Here is a 20,953-nt window from a genome sequence, read left to right as displayed (position 1 = left end):
GGCGGAGCGGATGAGCCGGCGGTCCACTACGGACGGCTTCCCCGCCCCCCGGTGATGAGCGAGGTGAGCTTGGAGAAACTGGGGGCCACGACCCTGGGGACGACCTTGCAGTCGAGGAGCAGGACGCCCTTGGCTCCCTCGTCCAGCCAGGCGCGGACCACCGCAAGGTCGGCCGCCGAGCGCACGGTGGCACTGCGGGCGCCGAGCGCTCGTGCCGTGGCGGCAAAGTCGGTGTCGCCGAAAAGCATGGACGCGGGATCGGCACCGCGGTCGCCGAACAGGACGACTTCCATGCCGTAGCCGCCGTCGTCGTAGATCACCACGAGGGCCGAGCGGCCGGTGCGGATCAGGGTCTCGAGTTCGGGCAGGCCCATGAGCGCTCCGCCGTCGCCGAGAGCGACCACGGTCGTCCGGTCGGGCCGGCCGACGGCTGCGCCGACCGCGCCCGCGAAGCCGAGGCCGATGCTCTGAAAGGCGGCTCCGGTGAAGACGTAAGCGGCCGGGTCGGGGGCCGTCCAGTACATGGCGGGCCAGCCCACGAAGTGGCCACCGTCCGTGACGAGGGTGCGTGCCTCGGGCAGCAGGCCCGCGACGCAGCGAGTCAGTGCGCGTGGATCGATCCGGTCGTGCTGGTGTGCCGCCTCGAAGGGCTCATAGTCCCAACCCAGTTGTGCTGTCAGGTCGTTGACGTCCTCGCGCCAGGTCGACCGGGGCAGGTCTGCTGCCTGGACACCGTCGAGGAGGGCCGTGGCCGCCTCGGTGGCGTCGCCGGTGAGGAGGATGTCGACGCGGTCGGTGGTGGGGGCGGCGGCGGTGTCCACCTGGACGAGTACGGCATCGGGGGCGAGGAGCCGACCGCCGGCGAGGGTCCACTGGTCGAGGCTCGCTCCGAAGGCGAGCACGACGTCCGCCTCGGCAATCAGTTCGGCAGCACGGGGCGAGGCAAATCCGCCGCACACGCCCAGTGACCAGGGGTTGCCAGCGAACAGGCCGCTTGCCATGGCGCTGGTCGTAGAAAGAGCGCCGAGCCGGTCCCCGAGTTCGGTGAGGATCTTGGCCGCGCCTGAGCGCCAGGCGCCCAAACCACCCAGGATCAGGGGCCTTTGGGCGCCGGCCAACGCCTTCAGGGCCGCTTGCGTCCCGGCGGAGTCCGCGGCTATGCGATGCAGTCGCTGCGAGTAGCGGTCGATCGGCGCCTGCTCGGTGACCTGGGCCGTGATCAGATCCTGTGGCAGGCACAGGGCCACCGGGCGCTGTTCGCCGCGGGCCAGCCGCAGGGCCCTCAGGGTGTCGGTGCGCGCGGTGGTGAGGTCGGTCAGGCGGACGACGGGTACGCCGAGGGAGTCAAGGAACGTGTCCTGGTCGATGTCGATCCGGCGAGGACCTGTTGTGGGCACGTCGCCGCACAGCAGCAGGACACCGCTGCGGTGCTTGACCGCGTCGGCCAGGCCGGTGGCGGTGTTCGTCAGCCCCGGGCCCGCGCCCGTGGTGCACACGGCGACCTCGCCGGTGGTCCGGTAGTAGGCGTCCGCCATGGTGAGCGCCCCACCCTCATGGCGGGCGGAGAGGTAGGAAACGCCGCGTCGGGTGAGCCCGGCGACGGCGAGGACGTTCCCGTTGGCGACGACGCCGAAGGCGTGCCGTACGCCGTCGTCGGCCAGTGTCTGTGCGATCGCGTCGGCAAGGGTTGTCATCGTTCGTCCTCCGTGCCGCGCGTGTACGCGGGACGCGTACGACGGGGATGCGCGGCTGGGTGTTCGGGTGCTCACTCAAAACACGTGTCCGAGTTGGAGAGAAGTTCACTGTCGGGGCTGAACCGCGAGGCCCGGCGGGTGCGTTCCAGAGGTGTGTGTCCTGGCGGGAGAGGGCAGGCCGCGCACCCAGTACTCGTCCCCCCTGCAACTGCCCCGGAGGAACACAGCATGAGCCGCAGCGACGTCCTGGTAGACGCCGACTGGGGCGAGGCCAACCTCGACAACGACAACGTGGCGATCGTCGAGGTCGACGAGGACACGACGGCGTACGAGAAGAACCACATCAAGAACGCGATCCGGATCGACTGGACCAAGGACCTCCAGGACCCGGTCCGCCGCGACTTCATCGACCAGGAGGGCTTCGAGAAGCTCCTGTCGGAGAAGGGCATCGCCAACGACACGACCGTCGTCCTCTACGGCGGCAACAACAACTGGTTCGCGTCCTACGCCTACTGGTACTTCAAGCTCTACGGCCACCAGGACGTCAAGCTCCTCGACGGCGGCCGCAAGAAGTGGGAGCTCGACTCCCGCGACCTGGTCGACGGCGACGTCGTCCCGAACCGCCCGGCCACGCAGTACAAGGCCAAGCCGCAGGACACCTCGATCCGCGCCTTCCGCGACGACGTCGTCAACGCGATCGGCAACCAGAACCTGGTCGACGTGCGCTCGCCCGACGAGTTCTCCGGCAAGCTGCTCGCCCCGGCCCACCTCCCGCAGGAGCAGTCGCAGCGTCCGGGCCACGTCCCGTCCGCGCGCAACATCCCGTGGTCGAAGAACGCCAACGACGACGGCACCTTCAAGTCGGACGACGACCTCAAGGCCCTCTACGCCGAGGAGAACGTGGACCTCGCCAAGGACTCCATCGCGTACTGCCGCATCGGTGAGCGCTCCGCGCTGACCTGGTTCGTGCTGCACGAGCTGCTCGGCGTCGAGAACGTCAAGAACTACGACGGCTCGTGGACCGAGTACGGCTCGCTGGTCGGCGTGCCGATCGAGCTCGGCGCCAACAAGTAGCCTCTGCGGTCGGCTCTGTGCCGGTCGTCTGACACATGTGTGGGTGGCCGGTATTGATCTCTCCCTCCCATGGTTGAACGTGCAAGAGTTTAGAGCCGAGCACGTTTGACGAACGAGTGGTGACGGCGGCTCAGGCTCCCCCGCGACGTCGTCACGCACAGGAGAGGGTGGATCACATGTTCGCCTCCATGACGAGACTCCGTGCCGCGGCCGTCGGCGCGGCCTCGGCCGGCGCGCTGGTCGTCGGCATCGGCGCCGGCACGGCGGTCGCGGCTGGCTGGCCCCCCTTGCAGGAGGGCGCGTACCTCTATCCGGGCACCACCGGGACAGGCACAGCGACCGAGGTCGACCTCCGTGACCTGGGAACCTGCCACACGCTGTCGACCTCGGCGCTGTCCGTTCAGGTCGTCTCGGGCTCCACGTCCCTGGAGCTGTACCCCGGGGCCGACTGCACCGGCGCCGTTGCCTGGCGCAGTGGCTCACTGGCGCAGACCGACCTTCCCTGGCAGGCGTGGAGCTACCGGGTGGTCCCGGCCTGACCGTGCCGCAGGACCCCAGGTCAAGCGGGCCGTTCAGAACTTCGGGCCGGCGCCCTTGGCCAGCGGGGTGATGTCGATGCGGCCCTTCTGGAGGACCTCGCCCAGCTTCCACGCCGTGTTGAGGTGGTGGCGGGAGTCGGGCGGGGTGACCTCCAGCCGAGTGGGGTTCTTCTCCGCCTTGGTCGGTTCGCCGGCGGCCGGCACCTCTCCCCAGTGCAGCCGGGCATAGGCGCTCTGCCCCGGCTTGAGGGTGATCGGCACAGCCCGGCCGCGGTCGCGGACCACCCGCGTGGCCACGTCCTTACCGTGCGAGTTGAGGAGTTGCAGCCCCACGTATCCCTCGGTCCGGACGGTCTTGTGGGTCTTGTTGGTGAGAATCACCGCCGCGTAGCGCTGACCCGCGCCCGAGTCCAGCGCGTGCACACGTACGGACAGCGAGGACGTGTCCGCCCAGCCTGGCCGAGTCGCGGCCTGCGACGGACCCGCGGTGACACCGACCAGCGCCGCCGCTACGACCGCCGAGAGAGCGGCAGGAGTGACGAGGCGGTGGATGCGCCCGTTGAAGAGCATGTTGTGCCCCCTTCCGGATGCCCCGTTTTGGGGCCTTCCGATATGTATGAGGCTTTCTTGCAGCAGGCGGTTCTCGCACCTTCCGCTTCTTTACGTCCCGGGGGACACTCTTGAATCACCCTTGGGTGTCCTGTGACCACTGAGCGGCGAACGCGCGTTGCGCGATCACGGCAGTCACACGTGTGAGTGCTGCGAGGAGGTGCCGAGTGACTTTTGAGCCGGAGCCGGCGAAGTAGTCCGACCCATGGGAATCTCACGAGATCATGGACGACCTCGTGCGGCGGTTTCTCCCACCGCCCTGCGCCGAAGCCGTGATTGCGGGCGCTGGGCAGTGCGTCGGCAGCCCTCCACGAGAAGACCGATCCGCGCGACGAGTTCGACGCCAGCCCCCGTCACCGCCGACGTCATCGCCCACACCGGACTGTATGGGACAACGCGGAATCCGGCTGACAGCCTGCGCGGCACCCGGCAGGATCGAGGAATGCTGATCTCGCCGTATCCCGGCGCCCACCGCAACAACCTCCGCCAAAACCTCGACCGCGTCCGTGTCGCCGCAGAGAACCTGCGCAACAGCCACGACGGGGACTACCTGTTCGAGTATCTCGAGTGGGCCAGCACGTCAGCCCGCCTGCTGCACCACCAAGTCCGCGACGCTGACATCCGCAACCTGGTCTACACCGACGGGTACCGCCGGATCGTCGACGGAAGCAGCTACATGGGCGAGTACACGACGAACGACCAACGCCGCTTCCTCTTCCCCATGATTGACCTCGAGTTGCAGCACCGCGTCGAAGACCTCCAGGCCGCGTGCGACGACCTCTTCAACCACAGTCGCCGGTGGAGCGGCCGCACCGTGCTGGCCGTGGCCGACACCAGCTTCTACATTCAGCATCCGACCAAGCTGGAAGAGACCAACCTGGCCGCGCTGTTGTCCGCCACCGGCAGCACGGTCCAGCTACTGGCACCGATCGTCGTCATCGACGAACTCGACCGCCTCAAGGAAGCCGGGAAGGAGCACGCACGGTGGCGCGCCGGGTACACCTTGGCCGTTCTCGACAAAATCCTCTCCGCAGAAGGCGTAGGCCGTCTCACCACTCCGGACGGCAAGCCCACGAAGACCACGGTGGAGGTCCTGTTCGACGCTCCCAGCCACACCCGCCTCACGGACGTGGACGACGAAATCGTCGACCGTACGCGGGCCATCAAGGACACCGCTGCCGCGCCGGTCACCCTCATCACCTACGACACGGGGCAGGCCCTGCGAGCCCGCACCCGTGGGGTGGCCGTGCTGAAGCTGCGCCACGACCTGTCGGCCGAGGAACCGAACCGGGCGCGCGAGACGAAGCCGGGCACCGGACTGCGGGCACAACGCCGGGCACGCAACGCCCAACAGCAGGACACCTGAACCGAGTCCTGACCGTCAACCGGAGACGACGCCCCCTGCTTCCCTGATACGCCGTCTGATCTCGTCGCCGAAGAACAGAGGCGCAGTCGCGCCTCTGTACGGATGGCTGTGGGTGTAGTTGCCCGTCTCCGGATCGAACTCCAGATACGCGGTCCAGTTGCCTCTCCCGGAACCGGACCGGAACCGCGCTTCCACGGTAAAGCCGTGCGTGGAGTAGCTGATGAGCCTGTAGGCGCTTTCGGCGGCAGACTTCACGATCTCGGCGAACTCGAGCTCCTCCGGTGTCGGCGCCCGACCCAGGGGCGCTTGCTCAGCAGCGACGCCGTCCGTGACGTGCTGCCCCTTGGCGAACTTGAGGAGCAAGAGGGCTGCGACGCCGAGACCGACGAACACCTTCTTCGTGAGCTCGCTCTTTCGCGTCCTTGCGGCGGGAGCGACATCGCCGCTCTCAGGGGTGGGCTCGTCGAGCACGGCGGCCGCCTCTCCGGTCCAGAAGTACGGCCGCCAGAGTAACGGCGAGAAGGCCGCGACCGGGCAGGAGTTCAGCTGTTCCTCAACCCCCCTCATCGCTCACACCGGGCTCTGGGACAACCCGGAGACCTGGCCGCAGCCCGACTGTCAGACCCAACTCCTACGCTGCGCCCATGCACACAGATCAGTGGTCGCTCGTCGTCGCCATAGCCTCCGCTCTCGTCGCCTGTGTCGCGGCGTACCAGGTGAAGTACGCCCGGCAGCAGACCGAGGCAGCACAGAACTCCCTGGCCCTGGCCGAGCGGGTCCAAAAGGAGTCCTCCGAGCCGTACGTGATCGTGACCATCCAGCCGCGGGACCCCTGGTCGCTTGTCTTGGTCGTGGCCATCGAGAACATCGGCCCGACGGTGGCCCGCAACGTGCGGATCAACGTCGTCCCGGAGATTGAGTCCTCCGTCGACGAGGACGCCACCGCGCATCTGCGGGAGGCCCTGGCGCGCCGCATTCCGGTGCTGCCGCCCGGACACAAGCTGGAGTACCTCTTCGACACCAACCAGCGGTGGGAGACGGATCTGCCAATGGCCTACCAGTTCACGGTGCACGCGCACGGCCCCGCAGGCCCGGTGGAGACCATGCAGTACGACGCCGACCTGCATGTCCTGGGCGCGGTTCTCCGGGGGGAACGCCCGACGCAGAAGGTCGAGGACAAGCTCGGGAAAGTGGTGGATCACCTGAAATCGATCAGCAGCAACTACGCCACCGCGAACCGCCAGGCCATCGACGAGACGAACCGCCGGCGTCTTGAAACGCTTCGTCAGAGGCAGCAGGAACATGCCGCTCGGGCGAACGGCGATCCGACAGCTGCGGGCTCCTGAGCTCCTGATCCCACGCCGCCGTACCGCGCCGCGTGTACCTCGGTCTGGGTGCTCGGGGTGATCGTGCCGACGTTGAGGGCCGCGCTGAGCGAGGCAGGCCAGAAAGGCGATGGCCCTACGATCGCGACGGACTCGGCCGCCTGCCGCTCCAGGCCCGCCCAACTGCATCCCTTGGCCTCGGCCATCCCCGGTGCGAAGGCGCGCACCGGAGATGGCCGCGGACCTTGGCGTTGATCCAGGCTCCGAGGTTGTCCTCGCAGATGCGGCCGGAAGGGCTTTCACCTGCTCAGGCGGTGAAGGCGGCCCATGACTCCTCCGTGCGGAAGCCGGCCTGCTCGAAGAGCGGAAGAGCTTCGTCGCTCGAGTGCAGGTATGCCGTGTGCGCCCCGGCGGCCCGGGCGTCCCGAAGAATCGCCTCGACGACCGCCCGGCCGAGCCCTCGCCGCCGGTGATCGGGCAGGGTGCCGATGTTGGCGAGGCCGACGTGCCGTTCGGTGACGATCGCCAGGCCGGCCGCGGCAGGTATGCCATCCGCTTCGGCGATGTATGCCTTGACAAACGCCTGGCCCAGGACGTGCGGGGTGTAGAGACTGCTGATGATCACCGGCGGGGCACCGAACGCCGTGCCGAGGACCGCGGCGAAGGTCTCGTGCTCGTCGTCGCCCAGCGGACGGACGGTCACGGATTCCGGGCCGAACTGCCGCTGATCCCGGCCGACTTCAGGCCCGTCCGCAAGCGAGAGCAGCATGAAAGGCTGCTGAAGCCGAGTGGACAGGCCGCGGCGCGCGGCCAGCGTGGTGATCTCCTCACCGGCCTCACCCCGCAGCCGGATGCTCCAGGGCAGCTGCTGGACATGCGGCTCGGCCTTCTCGCACAGCAGCCTGATCTCCTCGGCGTCCGGGACGTCGGACACGCTCATGATGCCGTTCAGCACGGGAATCATGGAGCCGGTCACGGCCAGGAGGGCGCCGTTGGGGCCGCGCTCGTGCAAGCCGTTCGGCAGGATGTCGGTGAGCTGTTCCGTGGCCGCCTGAAAAGCCTCAGCCGCCTCGCGAACCACATGTCTACTCGTCATACGTGTGAGTATATCTGCCTCGGCCCGCCACCGCGCGTGACACACTTACTAGCTGGTAGGAATCTCGGACAGGGTCATCAACTTGCCCCGCTCGGCACGTACTTGCGTTCCTGTCGACATCAAGACCCCTATAGTCTGCGGCAGGTCCAGAGGTTGCCTCGGGCACACGTTCCGCCGTCCGGAGCAGCCGTCACGGCATCATGTCTCCCGGTTCCTAAGGATCCATGCCTTGCACAAACGAAAAAGAGCCGGCGCGCCCATCGTCATCGCCGCGAGTGTGCTGGCCGCCAGCGGCCTGCTCATGTCGCCGCTCACCGCTTCCGCTGACACCTCACCCGGTTCGCCCGGTTCCTCAAACGGCGCTTCCACGTCCCGGCAGCGGGCGTTCGAGTCCGCCGCAGCCGAGTACCACGTCCCGCCCGGCCTCCTGCTGGCGCTGTCCTACCAGGAGTCGCGCTGGGACTCGCACGGTACGCAGGCCAGTACGGACGGCGGCTATGGAGTCATGCACCTCACCGACGTCACCCCTCGCATGCTGGCAGGCGGCGCCGCGGGGGCTGTGGGCCGCGCCGACCTGAAGTCGCTGGCCTCGGACCCGGCCCTGCACACCCTCCAGAAGGCCGCCGAGCTGACGGGGCTGTCCCCGCGCGAGTTGCGTGCGGACGACGTGGCGAACATCCGGGGCGGTGCCGCGCTGCTCGCCTCGTACGAGAAACAACTGATCGGCGGGACACCCTCGGACGCTTCCCGGTGGTACGGCGCCGTGGCCCGCTACAGCCAGTCCAAGGAGAAGCAAGGAGCGGCGGCCTTCGCCGACCGCGTCTTCGCCACTCTGCGCAGCGGCGCCTCCGTCACGACACGGGACGGCCAACGGGTCCGGCTGGACGCCCACCGGTCCCTCGCCGCGGCGCCTTCGCAGCGTGCCGCGCTGCGTACGGATGCGGCGGCGGCCGGCACGGACACCGAGTGCCCGCCCGCCGTCCGTTGCACCTTCGTCGCCGGATCTCCCGCGGGGAGCCAGGTCTCCGACCGTCCGGCCAACGGCATCAGGATCGACACCATCCTCATCCACGACCTGGAGACCACCTACGACGTCGGTGTGGCAGGGCTGGCCAATCCCACCAACACCGCCTCGACGCACTACGTGATGTCCTCGGACGGCACGGTCACCCAGATGGTGCCCACCAAGAACATCGCCTTCCACGCGGGCAACTACTCGAGCAACCTGCACTCGATCGGCATCGAGCACGAGGGCTTCGCAGTCCAGGGCGCGGCCTGGTACACCGAGGCGCAGTACGAGGCGACGGCTTACCTGGTCCAGTACCTCGCCGCGCGGTTCGGCATCCCGTTGGACCGGCAGCACATCATCGGTCATGACAACGTCGCCGGCCCCAACTCGGCCCTGGTCGCCGGTATGCACTGGGACCCGGGCCCCTCCTGGGACTGGGCGCATTTCATGACCTTGCTGCGCGCTCCGGCGAGCGGCATCGCCGGGGTGCCGCAGCCCGGCGACGTCGTGACGGTCAACCCACCGTTCGCCCAGAACGTGCAGACCGTCCAGGTGTGCCCGTCCGACGACCCGACCGGGCAGACGACGGCCTGCACACAGAGACAGCAGCCTGCCGACTTCGTCTTCCTGCGCACCGCTCCGAATGAGACGGCACCGCTCTTCGGCGACCAGGCGGTCCATGGCACAGCGGCCGGCACCGACCGGATCAACGACTGGGGCAGCACCGCCCAGTCGGGGCAGCAGTTCGTCGTCGCGGACACGCAGGCCGACTGGACCGCGATCTGGTACAGCGGCGCCAAGGTCTGGTTCCACAACCCCGACGGCGCCAACACCAGGATCAGTTACGGCGTGCGGGTCATCCGGCCCGCCGGCACCGCTCCGGTGTCCGTGTACGGTTCGAGCTACCCGGACAAGGCCGAGTACCCGGCCGGCTTGGGCGCCTCCACACAGGCGCCGCTGAACATGTACGCCATCCCGGCGGGCCAGGCGTACGTCGCCACCACCGGACCCACCGCCACCGACGACTACTTCCCTTCCAGCGGGGCGGTCGTGATCGGCGGCAAGCAGATGTACACCATCCAGTTCAACCACCGCGTGGCGCTCGTCTACGCCGGTGATGTCACCGCGACCAAGGCGGTCCGCCACTGGGAGGACTGATGTGGCCGACGGCCGGGCGGGTCAGGCTTGCGCCGTGCGGATCGCCGCGCGGCGAAGTCGGCGCCGTTCGGCCTCGGTTGTCGCCCCCCATATGCCGTGGGCCTCCTGCGCCGCCAGGGCCCACTCGAGGCAGGGCTCGATGACGGCGCAATACCGGCACACATCCTTGGCCTCCTCGATCTGGGCCAGTGCCGGACCGGTGTCACCGATAGGGAAGAAGAGCTCGGGATCCTCACGTCTGCAGGCACTCCTGTCTTGCCAGTGGGTGACTGTCCGCAGTTCACGGTGCATCTGACACTCCCTCAAATTCCTTCGCGGCATGCCGCATCGACCCTCAGGCCGTTCACATGTGTTCAATAGGACAGTCACGGCAGGGTATTCCGCATATATGGAGATACGTTGCTTCGGATGTGCTTCGTCTTCAGTCCGTGGGGCGGCGGAAGGCTCCGTGCCACCAGATCTGAGCGAGTTCGCGAGCGAAGACGGCGTCGCCACTCCCGTCATCGACCGCGATGTGCTGGGCGATCGCCTGGGCTCCGCCCCAGATGATGATCCGGCTGGCGGCGGAAGCGTCGACGTCGTCCGGAGTCGCCCCGGCGGCCTGCTCCGAGCGCAGAATCCGCAGCACGGTTTCGTCGAACCTTTCAAGGTTCGCGGTGTAGAAGTCACCTACGGAGTCGTCGTAGGACGCCGCCTCCCGTACGGCGGTGAGCACCCCCTGGTGATCACGGTGAATCGTGAGCACGTCCTCGAAGAACCGGGCGAGCCGGTCGGCGGCGTCCTCGCGCGCCCTCAGGTCCCACTGCTGGACGAGCGCCAGAAGTGACTGCCGCAACTCGTCGGTGAGCTGTACCAACAGGTCGGTCTTACTGCGGAAGTGCGAGTAGAACGTGGCCCGGGAAACGCCCGCTTCCTCCAGAATCCGCTGGACGCTGATCTCGGTGAACGCCTCACCGGAATCGAGCAGGCGCCCCAGTGTGCGTACCACCTGCGCCCGGGACGCGGCGGAACGTGCGGCGTGATAGCGCGCCTGACGCCGGGTCACAGACCTCATCGGACGCCTTCCACTTCTACGTTCCCGGAGTCGGCGCAGCGGGTTGTGCGCATGGTCTCGACGACCCCGCGGGAGTTCCCGGCCGCCTGGAGCGCAGGCCGGGGACAAGGGCGCAGTGGCCGAGGTAGTTGGTGGAGAGCTGCGTCTCCCAGCCGTGGGCATTGACCTCGCATGTCGGGAGCAGCATCACGCCCGCGTTGGCAACCAGTGCGTCGACCGGTCCGCTCCAGTCGGCGCAGAAGGCGCGTACAGAGGCCAGGTCCGACACATCGAGTGCGACGGCCCGTGAGCCGGGCAGTTCTTCGAGCAGCGGCTGGGCGATGGCGGGGATGCGCGTGGCGATGGTCACCTGCGCGCCCGCACCGTCTCGGCACCGAGTGGTTGTCAGCTTCATACCTGAGCCATGCCTTCAGAAGAGAGGGTTCTCGGCGAGCGACAGGTCCTCGCTGGTCGTCCGCAAGATCGACCATACAAGGTGTTCATACATGTGATGCCGTCGCGGCTCGCCTTGAGGGCGCTTCGACACACCCAAAGCACACGAGAGCCGTCCAGCCGTGGGTGTCGGGCGACGCTCATACGGATAAACTCAGCCCTCAACAGCTCGTCCGACGCGCCGCTTTGAGTGGGCGTCCGCAGACCGGTATGAGTCACATGTCACGCGTGACAGGGCCGGGTTGTCCAGGAGACCGGTCGGCCACCCCCGCACACGCATACGCACACTGCCGCCCCATGCCACGGCTCCGTCGGAAAGGAACCCATGAAGCCTCCTCACACGCCCCGGTCCGCGGGGGACCTACCCAAGAGAGTCCCGGGCAGCGGCAAGTCGGTCAGTTCCGGTTCCGGACCGGTTCCGCACGACTCCTCAGCGTCAGGCACGGCCGAACCCCGGCGCGGTGCTCCCGTACCGCGGCTCTCGCAGATCTCCTCGCTGGGCTCACGGGGAAACACCGGCCGCAGTCCGGACGCGGAACGTGGTTCCGGCGGCGTTCCGGTCGTGGCGCCTCAACCGGCCGCCGGACACAAGAGCAGGCGTGAGGGACTGCGTGGCGCACTGGGAGTCGTGGGGGTCGTGGGGCTGCTCGCTGTGGGCGGTGTCGCGCTGACCCTGGGCCTGGTGCGCGGCGACGACGACAGCTCGCGCGACGATTCGTCAGTGTCTGTGCACTCCGATGATCACGGCTCGGACGTCATCGACGCGCTCGGGGACCAGTCCGGTCCTTCGGCGCATGCCTCGGCCACCAGCTCCGGCAAGAAACAGGACACGGCGGAGATGCCCCGTAAGGCCGCCTCGCCCACGAGCAGCGGGGCGAGCAAGGAGCACGCGAACCCGGATGCCGATTCCCCCGACTCGTCCGGGAAGAAGGCCGACACGGACTCGACCGCTGCTGCCACGACACCCGGGGTGAGCGTGTTCAGCCACGCCTCCAAGCGCTGCATTGATGTCGTGGGCGGCAAAGCCGTGCAGGGTGCGGGGCTGATGATCTGGGACTGCAACAAATCCGCGTCGCAGCACTGGACGTTCACAGGCGGGACCATGCAGACCCTCGGCATGTGCGTCCAGCTCGCGGGAGGGTCCGCCGAGGACGGGACGGACCTGCAACTCGCCTCCTGCGACGGCAGCACGGTCCAGCAGTTCAACCTGAACGTCCGCAGCGACCTGGTCAATCCGCTCGCCGACAAGTGCGCGGATGTGCGGGAAAACCAGACGGCCAACGGGACCAGGTTGCAGTTGTGGTCCTGCTCCGGCGGCGAAAACCAGAAGTGGTCCTCGTCCTGAGGGACTGGCGGCTCCGGTGGGCCGCGGTACGGCCCACCGCAGGGGTGGGTCAGCCGTCGATGCCGACCGGCGTTCCGGTGCCGTCCTGGTATCCCGCGTAACACCGTGACGGGACCGGAGGTGTTCGGATGTCGGGCGGGGAACGGCGCGCCCAGGCTCCAGCCTGTGACGCCACACGGAACGGGCGGTGGTGAGCAGCTCTTCCATTCAGTCCAATGACTTACACATCCGTGTTTTGTGCCTGCCCCACGTGTGGCAATCCGCAGCAAATCGACGGAGGTCCGACGCCGGTCCTTTGAGGAGAGTGAGAGAGGACTCCTCGGCCCTCACGTCAGTGAGGCAAGAAACAGGAAGGCACTCTCATGGCTACGACATGGTTGATCACCGGCGCGTCCCGAGGCTTCGGGCGGGCCCTGGCGGAGGCGGTGCTGGCGGCCGGTGACCAACTGGTCGCCACCGCCCGTCGTCCGGAGCAACTGGCGGAACTCGTCGCCCAGTACGGCGACCGAGTGCGGGCCGTGGCCCTGGACGTCACCGACCCCGCCGCCGCCCAAGCCGCGGTGCAGGCGGGAGTCGATGCCTTCGGCCGGCTGGACGTGGTGGTGAACAACGCCGGCTACGCCAACAGCGCGCCCGTCGAGGAAATGGCGGAGGACGACTTCCGCGGCCAGTTCGAGGCCAACTTCTTCGGGGTCGTCAATGTCACCAGGGCGGCCCTGCCGGTGCTGCGCGGCCAGCGCTCGGGCATGTTCGTGCAGTTCTCCTCGCTCGGCGGCCGCGTGGGCGGCACGCCCGGCATGGGCGCCTACCAGAGCGCGAAGTTCGCCGTGGAGGGCTTCTCGGAGGTCCTGGCCAACGAGGTCGCACCCTTCGGGCTGAAGGTGGTCATCGTCGAGCCGGGTGCCTTCCGCACAGACTGGCAGGGCTCGTCGATGGAACTGCACGCGGTCGGCCCCGATTACGAGGAGACCGTCGGCGCCATGAACAAGTACCGGGCGGAGAACAACGGCTCCCAGCCCGGAGACCCAGTCCGCGCGGCCCAGGTCCTCATCGACGTCGTACGCGACGACGACCCGCCGCGCCGGATCCTGCTCGGCGCCCAGGCCGTGACCATGGCGCTGGAGGCCGGCGACGCCCGCGCCGTGGAGACCCGCAAGTGGGCCGCGGCCAGCGCCGCCGCGGACTTCCCGGCCGGCGAGTAGCAGCCGTCCGCCGGGCCGCGCTCCTCGACCGCCCGGCATCTTCTCACACGTGTCTTTGGCTACGACACATCTGTTTCATCCCACATCTCATTCATCCCGTTCAAAGGAGACCACTCCATGTCTCGCAAGACCTGGCTCATCACCGGCGCCTCCAGTGGCCTGGGCAAGGCCCTGGCCGAACACGTGCTCGCCCACGGCGACCAGGTGGTGGCGACGGCCAGCTCCACCAAGGCCACCACCGAACTCGCGGCGCGCTACCCGGAGACCGCGCTCGCCGTGAAGCTCGATGTCACCGACGCCGAGGACCGGGTGGCGGCCGTGCGTGCCACCGAGGAACGCTTCGGCGGTATTGACATCCTCGTCAACAACGCCGCCATCGACTTCGTCGGCGCCCTGGAGGAGCAGGAGGAGAGCGACTACCGCCGACTCTTCGAGGTCAACTTCTTCGGCGCAGTCGAGCTGACCCGGCAGGTGCTGCCCCAGATGCGTGCCCGCCGGACCGGCACCATCGTCAACATCTCGTCCATGGACGGCTTGGCGAGCCTGCCCGCCAACGGCTTCTACTCCTCCAGCAAGTTCGCGCTGGAGGGCTTCACCGAAGCCCTCTGGCAGGAGATCGAGCCGCTCGGCCTGCGCGCCATGATCATCCAGCCCGGGTCCTTCCGTACCGGCATCGAGAATCGGACGAAGGTGTCCGGCGAGGCCATCGACGACTACGCCGCCACGGCCGGTGCCTTCCGCGCCATGATGGGCAGCCTCACGCCGGAGATGTTCCCCGGGGACCCGGAGCGGGCCGCCGAGGCGATCTTCCAGGCCGTGGGTGCGCCGGAGCCGGCTCACTGGGTCGTGCTGGGCAGCGACGCTCAGCGCCGCATCGGGGTCAAGCTGGAGCAGCTGAGCGCAGAGTTCGAGGCGGGCCGTGAGCTGGCCTTCAGCACGGACTTCCCCGGCGCCGCAGAGAACGCGGTGCTCTGAGTACCCACCGCCTGCTGCTCGTCCAGGGCAATGGGTCCTCGGTGCTGGTGGACGCGGGTACGGGGCCTGTGCAGTCCCCGTACCCGGAGGCAGATGACGGCTGCCGCCGGCCTTGAAACATGCTCCTGAGTTCACCGCGGTCGGCGGGGCTCTGCCCGATGAGTTGGCCAAGGTCGGGATCGCGCCGGAGGGCCTGCACCTGGACCACGTCGGATGGGTGGCCCCCAACGGCGGGAGCCGTTCTTCCCCAACGCCCGTGTGCTGTACGGCGCACCCGACTGGGACGCGCTGATCGCCCGGCGCCGGAGCAAGACCTCTCGCGACTACCGTCATGGAGGCCACCCGCGCCGCGGGCATCCTCGGAGTCGTCGAGGGTGCGGTCGTGGAGATAGCTGCCGGTGTGGTGGCCCATCACACTCCTGGTCACCCGCCGGGCCACTGCACCGTCCAGGTTTCTGATGGCGGTGAGGAGGTGGATCTGCTCGACGACCGTGCAGCATCCGCTCATGCTGGCCGACCGCAGCATCGGCTTCCACGCCGACGCCGACGGCGTGGAAGCCAGGAAGACCCGCGACACCACCCCGCAGCCCGAACCATCAACGATGGTTCGGGCTGCGGGGTGGTGTCGTACGGCGGAATGGTCGTACGAGGGTCAGACGGTGATGGTCTTGTACTCGGTGTAGGTGCCGAGGCCGACCGCGCCGTACTCGCGGCCGATGCCGCTGGCCTTGAAACCGCCGAACGGGCCGTCGAAGGCGACCGAGGCGCCGTTGATGGTGATGGTGCCGGTGCGGACGCGGCGGGCGACGGCGAGAGCGTGCTCCTCGTCGGCAGACCAGACACCGCCGGAGAGCCCGTACTCGGAGTCGTTGGCGATGCGCACGGCGTCATCCTCGTCGTCGTATGCGATGACCACCAGGACCGGGCCGAAGATCTCCTCCTGTGCGATGCGCATGGAGTTGTCGACGTCAGCAAAGACGGTGGGCGTGACGTAGTTGCCCTGCTCCAGGCCCTCGGGGATCTGCGGGCCGCCCGTGACCAGGCGGGCGCCCTCCTCGATGCCGAGCTGGATGTAGTTGCGCACCCGCTCCTGCTGGTCGGGGCGGATCATCGGGCCGATGAAGGTGTCGGGGTCGTTGGGGTCGCCGACCTTCAGCGACTCCACCAGCTCCTTGAGCGCCGCTACGACCTCCTCGTACTTCTCGCGCGGGGCGAGGATGCGGGTCTGGGCGATGCAGGACTCACCGTTGTTGAGCAGGGAACCGAACTTCAGGCCCGCGACCGCCTTCGCGACGTCCGCGTCGGGCAGAATGACAGCGGCAGACTTGCCGCCAAGCTCGAGGCTTACCCGCTTGAGCTGCTCGCCCGCGATCGCGGCGATCCGCCGACCCGCTCGCGTGGATCCGGTGAAGGCGATCTTGTCAACATCCTTGTGCGCAATCAGGTACTCGCTGGTCTCGCGGTCGGCGGGCAGGACGCTGATGACACCCTCGGGCAGGCCGACCTGCTCCAGCAGCTCGGCCAGGAAGCCCATGCTCAAGGAGTTCTCCGGGGACACCTTCAGGACCACGGAGTTGCCGGCCAGCAGAGCCGGAATGATCTTTGACGTAGCCGAGGAGAACGGAGAGTTCCACGGGATCACCGCGGCCACCACGCCAACCGCCTCACGGCGCACCACGCTGCGGGTCGGTGCCGTCGGGTCGGAAGGGTCCAAGGTCTCCTCCCAGCCGAACTCTTCGGCCGCCTTGAGGTAGGCGTTCGCCTGCCGAGTCAGGCCGGGCTGTCCGGCGCGGGTGAACCAGCCGGCTGAGCCGTTCTCCAGCGAGATCAGGTGGGCGATCTTCTCGGCGTTCTCCTCGCGCAGGGCGTTGAACCGGCGCAAGACCGCGATCCGCTCGGCGGGCGGGGTCAGACGCCACTCGCCGGAGTCGAAGGACGCCCGGGCCGCGGCGACCGCGCGGTCGATGTCCGCAGGCTGCGCCTGGGCGACGCGGCCGACCACCGACTGGTCGTGCGGCGAAGCGATGTCGAGCAACTGCGCGTTGCTCGGCTCGACCCAGGAACCTCCGATGAAAAGCCGACCGTAGGTGATCATGTGTTTTCTCTCTTCCGGAACGGATCTCAGGTGCAGTTCGATCGAGCTGCCATCCAACTGCCACTTAAATGTAGCACTTCCATCTTCTAAGTTCGCGTGCGAGTAGCTTTACAGTTCATGAAGTTGCACATGGAAGGTACCTTTCATCCATGAGAGCCGACGCAGCACGCAACCTTGAAGCCGTCCTGACCACCGGGGCGCGGATGCTCGCCGCCGACCCCGGCGCGACCATCGCGAGCATTGCCGCGGAGGCGGGCGTGGACCGGCGCACCGTCTACCGGCGCTTCGCCTGTCGCGAGGACCTGCTCGCGGCGATCCACGAGTCCCGGGTCACGGCCATCGAGGAGGCCATCAGGCATTCCCGGCTGCGTGAGGCGCCGGTCGCGGTGGCACTGCACCGCTACGTCGAGAGCATCATCGCCGTCAACCGCACCTGGCCCGTCGACCCCGCCCGCATGCTCGACGACGACGAGATCCGCCGTCGCCGGGACGCCTGCATCGCCGAAGTGGACCACTTTCTGGAGCGGGCCACCACCGAAGGGCTGCTGCGTGGGAACCAGCCGGAGCGCTGGGCCGGGCCACTGCTCCCCGAGCTGATGCGTCTGGCGGCGCACCAGCAGGCACACCTCAGCCCCGCGCAGGCGGCCGACTTGGTGGTCGACACATTTCTGTACGGATTCGGTGTTCCCACTCATGACCGGCAGAAAGCCACCGAGCCAGGCTCCAGAACACCTGTATCAACAGGTTCACTCGACACATGAGAGATTGTCAGGGTATGGACGGCAATGCCGCTACTGCGTAATTCCGCGCGAACCAGTGGAGCTCCTGCGCGCGTTGACAAGGCACGAGAGGCCGCGCCCTCATCACACCTCACGCCGGTGAAGCATCCGATCGCATACTTGCCACGCGCACGGAAGTCTGCGGAGGCAGACTCCAGCTGGCCACGCCCGCCCGGCTCATTCACACGTATTTGTGACCCCTTCGACGCGAAAGAATTCCCGCGCACACCTACTCTCAGGATGTACACACGTAGGTCGTCCTGTGGTGAAGGGAGTGGGGCGCCGTGAAGTCGCTCATGACGATGGTCGGCCGGGACGGCGAGCGAGCGCGGCTGTCTGCGTTCGTGACGGCCACCGAAGGTCAGGCCCTGGTCCTCAGGGGAGAAACCGGGACGGGCAAAAGCGCACTGCTCGACCTCGTGGCCGGCCTGTCGACGCGGGCCGGCCACGAGGTGATCCGTTCCGCCGGGGTGGAGGCGGAGTCGGGGCTGCCGTTCGCCGGCCTGCACCAGATGCTGCACGCCCTGCTGCCATGGACGGACCGCCTCGACGCGGTGCACCGCACCGTGTTCGGCACGGCCTTCGGGCAGGGCGACGGGCGGCCGCCGTCGGTCATGGCGCTTGGCATCGCGGTCCTGGACCTGCTGGGGCACGCGTCCGCGGCAAGGCCGCTGCTGCTGGTGCTCGACGACGCGCAGTGGCTGGACGCTTCCAGCACCGAGGTGATCGGTTTCGTCGGGCGTCGCCTCACCGGCAGTTCGGTGCGCCTTGTGGTGGGGCTGCGCTGCGAGGTCGCGTCCGGCTGGGACACGTCCGCGCTTCCGGAACTGTCGGTCCCAGCCCTGTCGGACACCGCCGCGCGGGAGCTGCTGGAGCTGCGGCACCCTCAGATGACGGCGCCGGTGCGTCGGCTGGTGCTGGACCAGGCGCGGGGAAATCCGCTGGCCCTGCTCGAACTGCCCGCCCACCTGCACCACGCGGACACCGATGAGCACGGAAGCGCCGAACTGCGGCTGCACGACGCCTCGCTGCCGGTGCCGCTGCGACTTCAGCAGGTCTATGGCGCCCTGATCAGGACCCTCGGTAACCGGGTCCGCGGGGAACTCCTGCGGGGCGCCCTCGACGGTGTCGCGGCGACCTCCGCGCCCGCACCGGGCGCGGGCCGCCGCTATCACATGCGGGACGCCGAGGAGGCGGTGACATCCGGGCTGCTGGTGGTCGATCCGCTCAGTGGTGACTTCGTCTTCCGGCATCCGCTGGTGCGGTCGTCCGTGGTGCAGACGGCGACTCCGAACGAGCGGCGCGCGGCACATACCGTACTCGCCGACGTCCACCGCGACAACGTGGAGCGGCGGGCCACGCATCTGGCGGCGTCGGCCGTCGACCCGGACGAGGCGGTCGCCGCCGCTCTGGAAGCGGCCGCCGAGTCCGCCACCCGGCGCGGCGGCGCGGTCGCCGCCGTGGCCTGGCTGACCCGCGCCGCCGAACTGAGCGAAACCCCCCAAGAACGGTCCCGCAGACTGGGCAGCGCGGCGTACGTCGCCGGACACTCGGGCCGCTTCGATCAGGCGCAGCGGCTGTTACGCTCCGCACAGGCGCCCCGCGCGGGCGAGTCCCCCGCCTCCGTGGTGACCTCGGCCTATGTGGCGCTCTTCGAGGACGGCGACGTACGGCAGACGCACCGCCAGGTGTCGGCGGCGATCGAGAGTCTGCGCGACCGCGGGGTCGGCCAGTCGAACGAGGTGCTCACGCGGCTGGTCGATCTGCTGCTGGCCATCAGCCAGTACGCCGGTGCGCCGGCGCGCTGGGCGGAGACGCGGACACTGCTGTGCACGCTGGGTGAGCTGGCCTCATCACGCTCGCTGGTCTACCAGGACGCGTGGGGTGACGTGGTGCGGCACGGGGCCGGGGTACGGGAGCGTGTGGAGCGTGAGTTCGCCGACCTCGCGAATCTGGAGCCGTGGGATGTGACGCGGCTGGCTGTCGCCGCCTATCACGTGGACACACTCGGTCAATACCGGCCACATTTGCAGCGCAGCGCGGAGCACGAGATCGAGACGGGCTTCGTCCGCAACGGGATGACCACCCAGCATCTGATCATGCTGGACCAGATCGCGGTGGGTGAGTGGGACGAGGCGGAGCGCACCGGGAAGCTATGCCTGGCACTGACCTTGTCGCACGGATATCAACTGCTCGCCCAGCAAACCCGGGCGTACTTGGGATTGTTGGCGGCGTTGCGGGGCCAGGTCGAGCACGCACGCGAGTTGCAAGCCACCGTCGACACCTGGGCCCGCCCCCGCGGCATCGGCTTCCTCACCCAGATCACCGACACCATCGGCACCACCACCGCCCTCGCCGAAGGCGACTACGAAGCCGCATACCTCCACGCCATCGGCATCACACCCCCCGGCACCTTCCACCCCTACGCCCACCAAGCCCCCCGCACCCTCCTCGACCTCGTCGAAGCAGCCCTCCACACCGGCCGCACCCAACAAGCCCACCAACACGCCCAAGCCGCCCACCACGCAGGCCTCCCCCACATCAGCCCCCGCCTCGCCCTCACCACCTACGGCGCCCTCGCCATGACCACCCCCGACCCCACCCAAGCCGACCACTACTACCACCAAGCCCAAACCCACCCCCACGCCCACCACTTCCCCTACGAACTCGCCCGCATCCACCTCGCCCACGGCATCCGCCAACGCCACACCCACGGACCCAAAACCGCCCGCCCCTCCCTCACCCTCGCCGCCCAGACCTTCCAACGCCTCGGGGCCGCCACCTGGGCCGAACGCGCCCAAGCCGAACTCCGCGTCTCCGGCCTGGTCACACGCGCGACCACGCAACTGACCGAACTCACCTGGCAGGAGCGCCGGATCGCCGACCTCGCCGCAAGCGGCCTGACCAACAAGGAGATCGGCGAACGCATGCACCTCTCCCCACGCACCGTCAGCTCACACCTCTACCGAGTCTTCCCCAAACTCGGCATCACCTCCCGCGCCGCCCTCCGCGACGCCCTGGCGAGGCTGGAGGGTGAGCAGGACGACTGAGTGCGGGGTGGCTTAAGACGGTGTACGCCCCGAGGCATCGCCTACGTATCACCGTCACATGACTGATGTGTCCAATTTCGCTGCGGACGAGAGTGTGTGCCGCCGACCCTTCACGGTCTGCCGGACGGTTATCAAGAACATGACGGAGGCT

The 20,953-nt window shown here is 68.4% G+C and carries 18 protein-coding genes; 10 read left to right on the top strand and 8 right to left on the bottom strand.

Going from position 1 to position 20,953, the window contains the following annotated elements; genetic code table 11:
* Positions 1-26 precede the first annotated feature (26 nt).
* Positions 27-1,694 (bottom strand): thiamine pyrophosphate-binding protein, encoded by a 1,668-nt coding sequence (locus V2W30_RS40770; RefSeq protein WP_338704238.1) that lies wholly within the window; start codon positions 1,692-1,694, stop codon positions 27-29.
* 228 nt (positions 1,695-1,922) lie between these two features.
* Between V2W30_RS40770 and V2W30_RS40765 the strand changes: the two genes are divergently transcribed.
* Both V2W30_RS40765 and V2W30_RS40760 read left to right on the top strand, forming a co-directional pair.
* The gene (locus V2W30_RS40765; RefSeq protein WP_338704235.1) at positions 1,923-2,768 is read left to right on the top strand and encodes a sulfurtransferase; all 846 of its coding nucleotides are present in this window, start codon (positions 1,923-1,925) and stop codon (positions 2,766-2,768) included.
* A gap of 188 nt (positions 2,769-2,956) precedes the next feature.
* On the top strand, positions 2,957-3,307 hold the full coding sequence (locus V2W30_RS40760; protein WP_338704234.1) for a hypothetical protein: 351 nt from the start codon (positions 2,957-2,959) through the stop codon (positions 3,305-3,307).
* A 33-nt stretch (positions 3,308-3,340) separates the two neighbouring features.
* Here V2W30_RS40760 and V2W30_RS40755 read toward each other — a convergent pair whose 3' ends face one another.
* Positions 3,341-3,877 (bottom strand): DUF4232 domain-containing protein, encoded by a 537-nt coding sequence (locus V2W30_RS40755; protein WP_338704233.1) that lies wholly within the window; start codon positions 3,875-3,877, stop codon positions 3,341-3,343.
* 244 nt (positions 3,878-4,121) lie between these two features.
* On the opposite strand from V2W30_RS40755, the gene V2W30_RS40750 reads away from it, so the two are divergent.
* On the top strand, positions 4,122-5,282 hold the full coding sequence (locus tag V2W30_RS40750) for a PIN domain-containing protein (RefSeq protein WP_338704232.1): 1,161 nt from the start codon (positions 4,122-4,124) through the stop codon (positions 5,280-5,282).
* Positions 5,283-5,297: 15 nt separating this feature from the next.
* Here the strand turns inward: V2W30_RS40750 and V2W30_RS40745 are convergent, their stop codons facing one another.
* Positions 5,298-5,849, bottom strand: coding sequence for a hypothetical protein (locus V2W30_RS40745; protein WP_338704231.1), 552 nt, complete (start codon positions 5,847-5,849; stop codon positions 5,298-5,300).
* Positions 5,850-5,926: 77 nt separating this feature from the next.
* Between V2W30_RS40745 and V2W30_RS40740 the strand changes: the two genes are divergently transcribed.
* The gene (locus tag V2W30_RS40740; RefSeq protein ID WP_338704230.1) at positions 5,927-6,628 is read left to right on the top strand and encodes a hypothetical protein; all 702 of its coding nucleotides are present in this window, start codon (positions 5,927-5,929) and stop codon (positions 6,626-6,628) included.
* A gap of 286 nt (positions 6,629-6,914) precedes the next feature.
* Here V2W30_RS40740 and V2W30_RS40735 read toward each other — a convergent pair whose 3' ends face one another.
* On the bottom strand, positions 6,915-7,688 hold the full coding sequence (locus tag V2W30_RS40735) for a GNAT family N-acetyltransferase (RefSeq protein WP_338704228.1): 774 nt from the start codon (positions 7,686-7,688) through the stop codon (positions 6,915-6,917).
* A 244-nt stretch (positions 7,689-7,932) separates the two neighbouring features.
* On the opposite strand from V2W30_RS40735, the gene V2W30_RS40730 reads away from it, so the two are divergent.
* On the top strand, positions 7,933-9,870 hold the full coding sequence (locus tag V2W30_RS40730; protein ID WP_338704227.1) for an N-acetylmuramoyl-L-alanine amidase: 1,938 nt from the start codon (positions 7,933-7,935) through the stop codon (positions 9,868-9,870).
* A gap of 21 nt (positions 9,871-9,891) precedes the next feature.
* Here the strand turns inward: V2W30_RS40730 and V2W30_RS40725 are convergent, their stop codons facing one another.
* The 3 genes from V2W30_RS40725 to V2W30_RS40715 all read right to left on the bottom strand — a co-directional run bounded on the left by V2W30_RS40725 (position 9,892) and on the right by V2W30_RS40715 (position 11,318).
* Positions 9,892-10,161 (bottom strand): WhiB family transcriptional regulator, encoded by a 270-nt coding sequence (locus V2W30_RS40725; protein ID WP_338704226.1) that lies wholly within the window; start codon positions 10,159-10,161, stop codon positions 9,892-9,894.
* Between the two features lie 130 nt (positions 10,162-10,291).
* The gene (locus V2W30_RS40720; protein WP_338704225.1) at positions 10,292-10,924 is read right to left on the bottom strand and encodes a TetR/AcrR family transcriptional regulator; all 633 of its coding nucleotides are present in this window, start codon (positions 10,922-10,924) and stop codon (positions 10,292-10,294) included.
* A 16-nt stretch (positions 10,925-10,940) separates the two neighbouring features.
* Positions 10,941-11,318, bottom strand: a complete 378-nt coding sequence (locus tag V2W30_RS40715) for an SDR family NAD(P)-dependent oxidoreductase (RefSeq protein ID WP_425244734.1) — start codon at positions 11,316-11,318, stop codon at positions 10,941-10,943.
* Between the two features lie 675 nt (positions 11,319-11,993).
* On the opposite strand from V2W30_RS40715, the gene V2W30_RS40710 reads away from it, so the two are divergent.
* The 3 genes from V2W30_RS40710 (at position 11,994) to V2W30_RS40700 (ending at position 14,878) form a co-directional block, all read left to right on the top strand.
* Positions 11,994-12,701, top strand: a complete 708-nt coding sequence (locus tag V2W30_RS40710) for a ricin-type beta-trefoil lectin domain protein (RefSeq protein WP_338704223.1) — start codon at positions 11,994-11,996, stop codon at positions 12,699-12,701.
* A 362-nt stretch (positions 12,702-13,063) separates the two neighbouring features.
* Positions 13,064-13,903 (top strand): oxidoreductase, encoded by an 840-nt coding sequence (locus tag V2W30_RS40705; protein WP_338704222.1) that lies wholly within the window; start codon positions 13,064-13,066, stop codon positions 13,901-13,903.
* Positions 13,904-14,020: 117 nt separating this feature from the next.
* Positions 14,021-14,878 (top strand): oxidoreductase, encoded by an 858-nt coding sequence (locus V2W30_RS40700; protein ID WP_338704221.1) that lies wholly within the window; start codon positions 14,021-14,023, stop codon positions 14,876-14,878.
* 652 nt (positions 14,879-15,530) lie between these two features.
* On the opposite strand, the gene V2W30_RS40695 is transcribed toward V2W30_RS40700, so the two are convergent.
* Positions 15,531-16,973: an aldehyde dehydrogenase gene (locus V2W30_RS40695; RefSeq protein ID WP_338704220.1), complete on the bottom strand. Its 1,443-nt coding sequence runs from the start codon at positions 16,971-16,973 to the stop codon at positions 15,531-15,533.
* 149 nt (positions 16,974-17,122) lie between these two features.
* On the opposite strand from V2W30_RS40695, the gene V2W30_RS40690 reads away from it, so the two are divergent.
* Positions 17,123-17,734: a helix-turn-helix domain-containing protein gene (locus tag V2W30_RS40690; RefSeq protein ID WP_338704219.1), complete on the top strand. Its 612-nt coding sequence runs from the start codon at positions 17,123-17,125 to the stop codon at positions 17,732-17,734.
* A gap of 320 nt (positions 17,735-18,054) precedes the next feature.
* A complete protein-coding gene (locus V2W30_RS40685) occupies positions 18,055-20,802 on the top strand; it encodes a LuxR family transcriptional regulator (RefSeq protein ID WP_338704403.1) in 2,748 nt (915 codons plus the stop codon).
* The last annotated feature ends 151 nt before the right edge of the window (positions 20,803-20,953 follow it).

It is taken from the genome of Streptomyces sp. Q6, from assembly GCF_036967205.1.
GTDB lineage: Bacteria > Actinomycetota > Actinomycetes > Streptomycetales > Streptomycetaceae > Streptomyces > Streptomyces citrinus.
Note: the sequence above shows the minus strand (reverse complement) of the source record. Positions and strands in the feature narration are given on the sequence as shown.

What these genes read in the sequence shown, in the direction of transcription:
- V2W30_RS40700 (WP_338704221.1), top strand. Translation starts at nt 14,021, where the DNA reads ATGTCTCGCAAGACCTGGCTCATCACCGGCGCCTCCAGTGGCCTGGGC.
- V2W30_RS40695 (WP_338704220.1), bottom strand. Translation starts at nt 16,973, where the DNA reads ATGATCACCTACGGTCGGCTTTTCATCGGAGGTTCCTGGGTCGAGCCG.
- V2W30_RS40685 (WP_338704403.1), top strand. Translation starts at nt 18,055, where the DNA reads ATGGTCGGCCGGGACGGCGAGCGAGCGCGGCTGTCTGCGTTCGTGACG.
- V2W30_RS40705 (WP_338704222.1), top strand. Translation starts at nt 13,064, where the DNA reads ATGGCTACGACATGGTTGATCACCGGCGCGTCCCGAGGCTTCGGGCGG.
- V2W30_RS40770 (WP_338704238.1), bottom strand. Translation starts at nt 1,694, where the DNA reads ATGACAACCCTTGCCGACGCGATCGCACAGACACTGGCCGACGACGGC.
- V2W30_RS40690 (WP_338704219.1), top strand. Translation starts at nt 17,123, where the DNA reads ATGAGAGCCGACGCAGCACGCAACCTTGAAGCCGTCCTGACCACCGGG.
- V2W30_RS40765 (WP_338704235.1), top strand. Translation starts at nt 1,923, where the DNA reads ATGAGCCGCAGCGACGTCCTGGTAGACGCCGACTGGGGCGAGGCCAAC.
- V2W30_RS40740 (WP_338704230.1), top strand. Translation starts at nt 5,927, where the DNA reads ATGCACACAGATCAGTGGTCGCTCGTCGTCGCCATAGCCTCCGCTCTC.
- V2W30_RS40750 (WP_338704232.1), top strand. Translation starts at nt 4,122, where the DNA reads ATGGGAATCTCACGAGATCATGGACGACCTCGTGCGGCGGTTTCTCCC.
- V2W30_RS40755 (WP_338704233.1), bottom strand. Translation starts at nt 3,877, where the DNA reads ATGCTCTTCAACGGGCGCATCCACCGCCTCGTCACTCCTGCCGCTCTC.
- V2W30_RS40715 (WP_425244734.1), bottom strand. Translation starts at nt 11,318, where the DNA reads ATGAAGCTGACAACCACTCGGTGCCGAGACGGTGCGGGCGCGCAGGTG.
- V2W30_RS40760 (WP_338704234.1), top strand. Translation starts at nt 2,957, where the DNA reads ATGACGAGACTCCGTGCCGCGGCCGTCGGCGCGGCCTCGGCCGGCGCG.
- V2W30_RS40720 (WP_338704225.1), bottom strand. Translation starts at nt 10,924, where the DNA reads ATGAGGTCTGTGACCCGGCGTCAGGCGCGCTATCACGCCGCACGTTCC.
- V2W30_RS40745 (WP_338704231.1), bottom strand. Translation starts at nt 5,849, where the DNA reads ATGAGGGGGGTTGAGGAACAGCTGAACTCCTGCCCGGTCGCGGCCTTC.
- V2W30_RS40725 (WP_338704226.1), bottom strand. Translation starts at nt 10,161, where the DNA reads ATGCACCGTGAACTGCGGACAGTCACCCACTGGCAAGACAGGAGTGCC.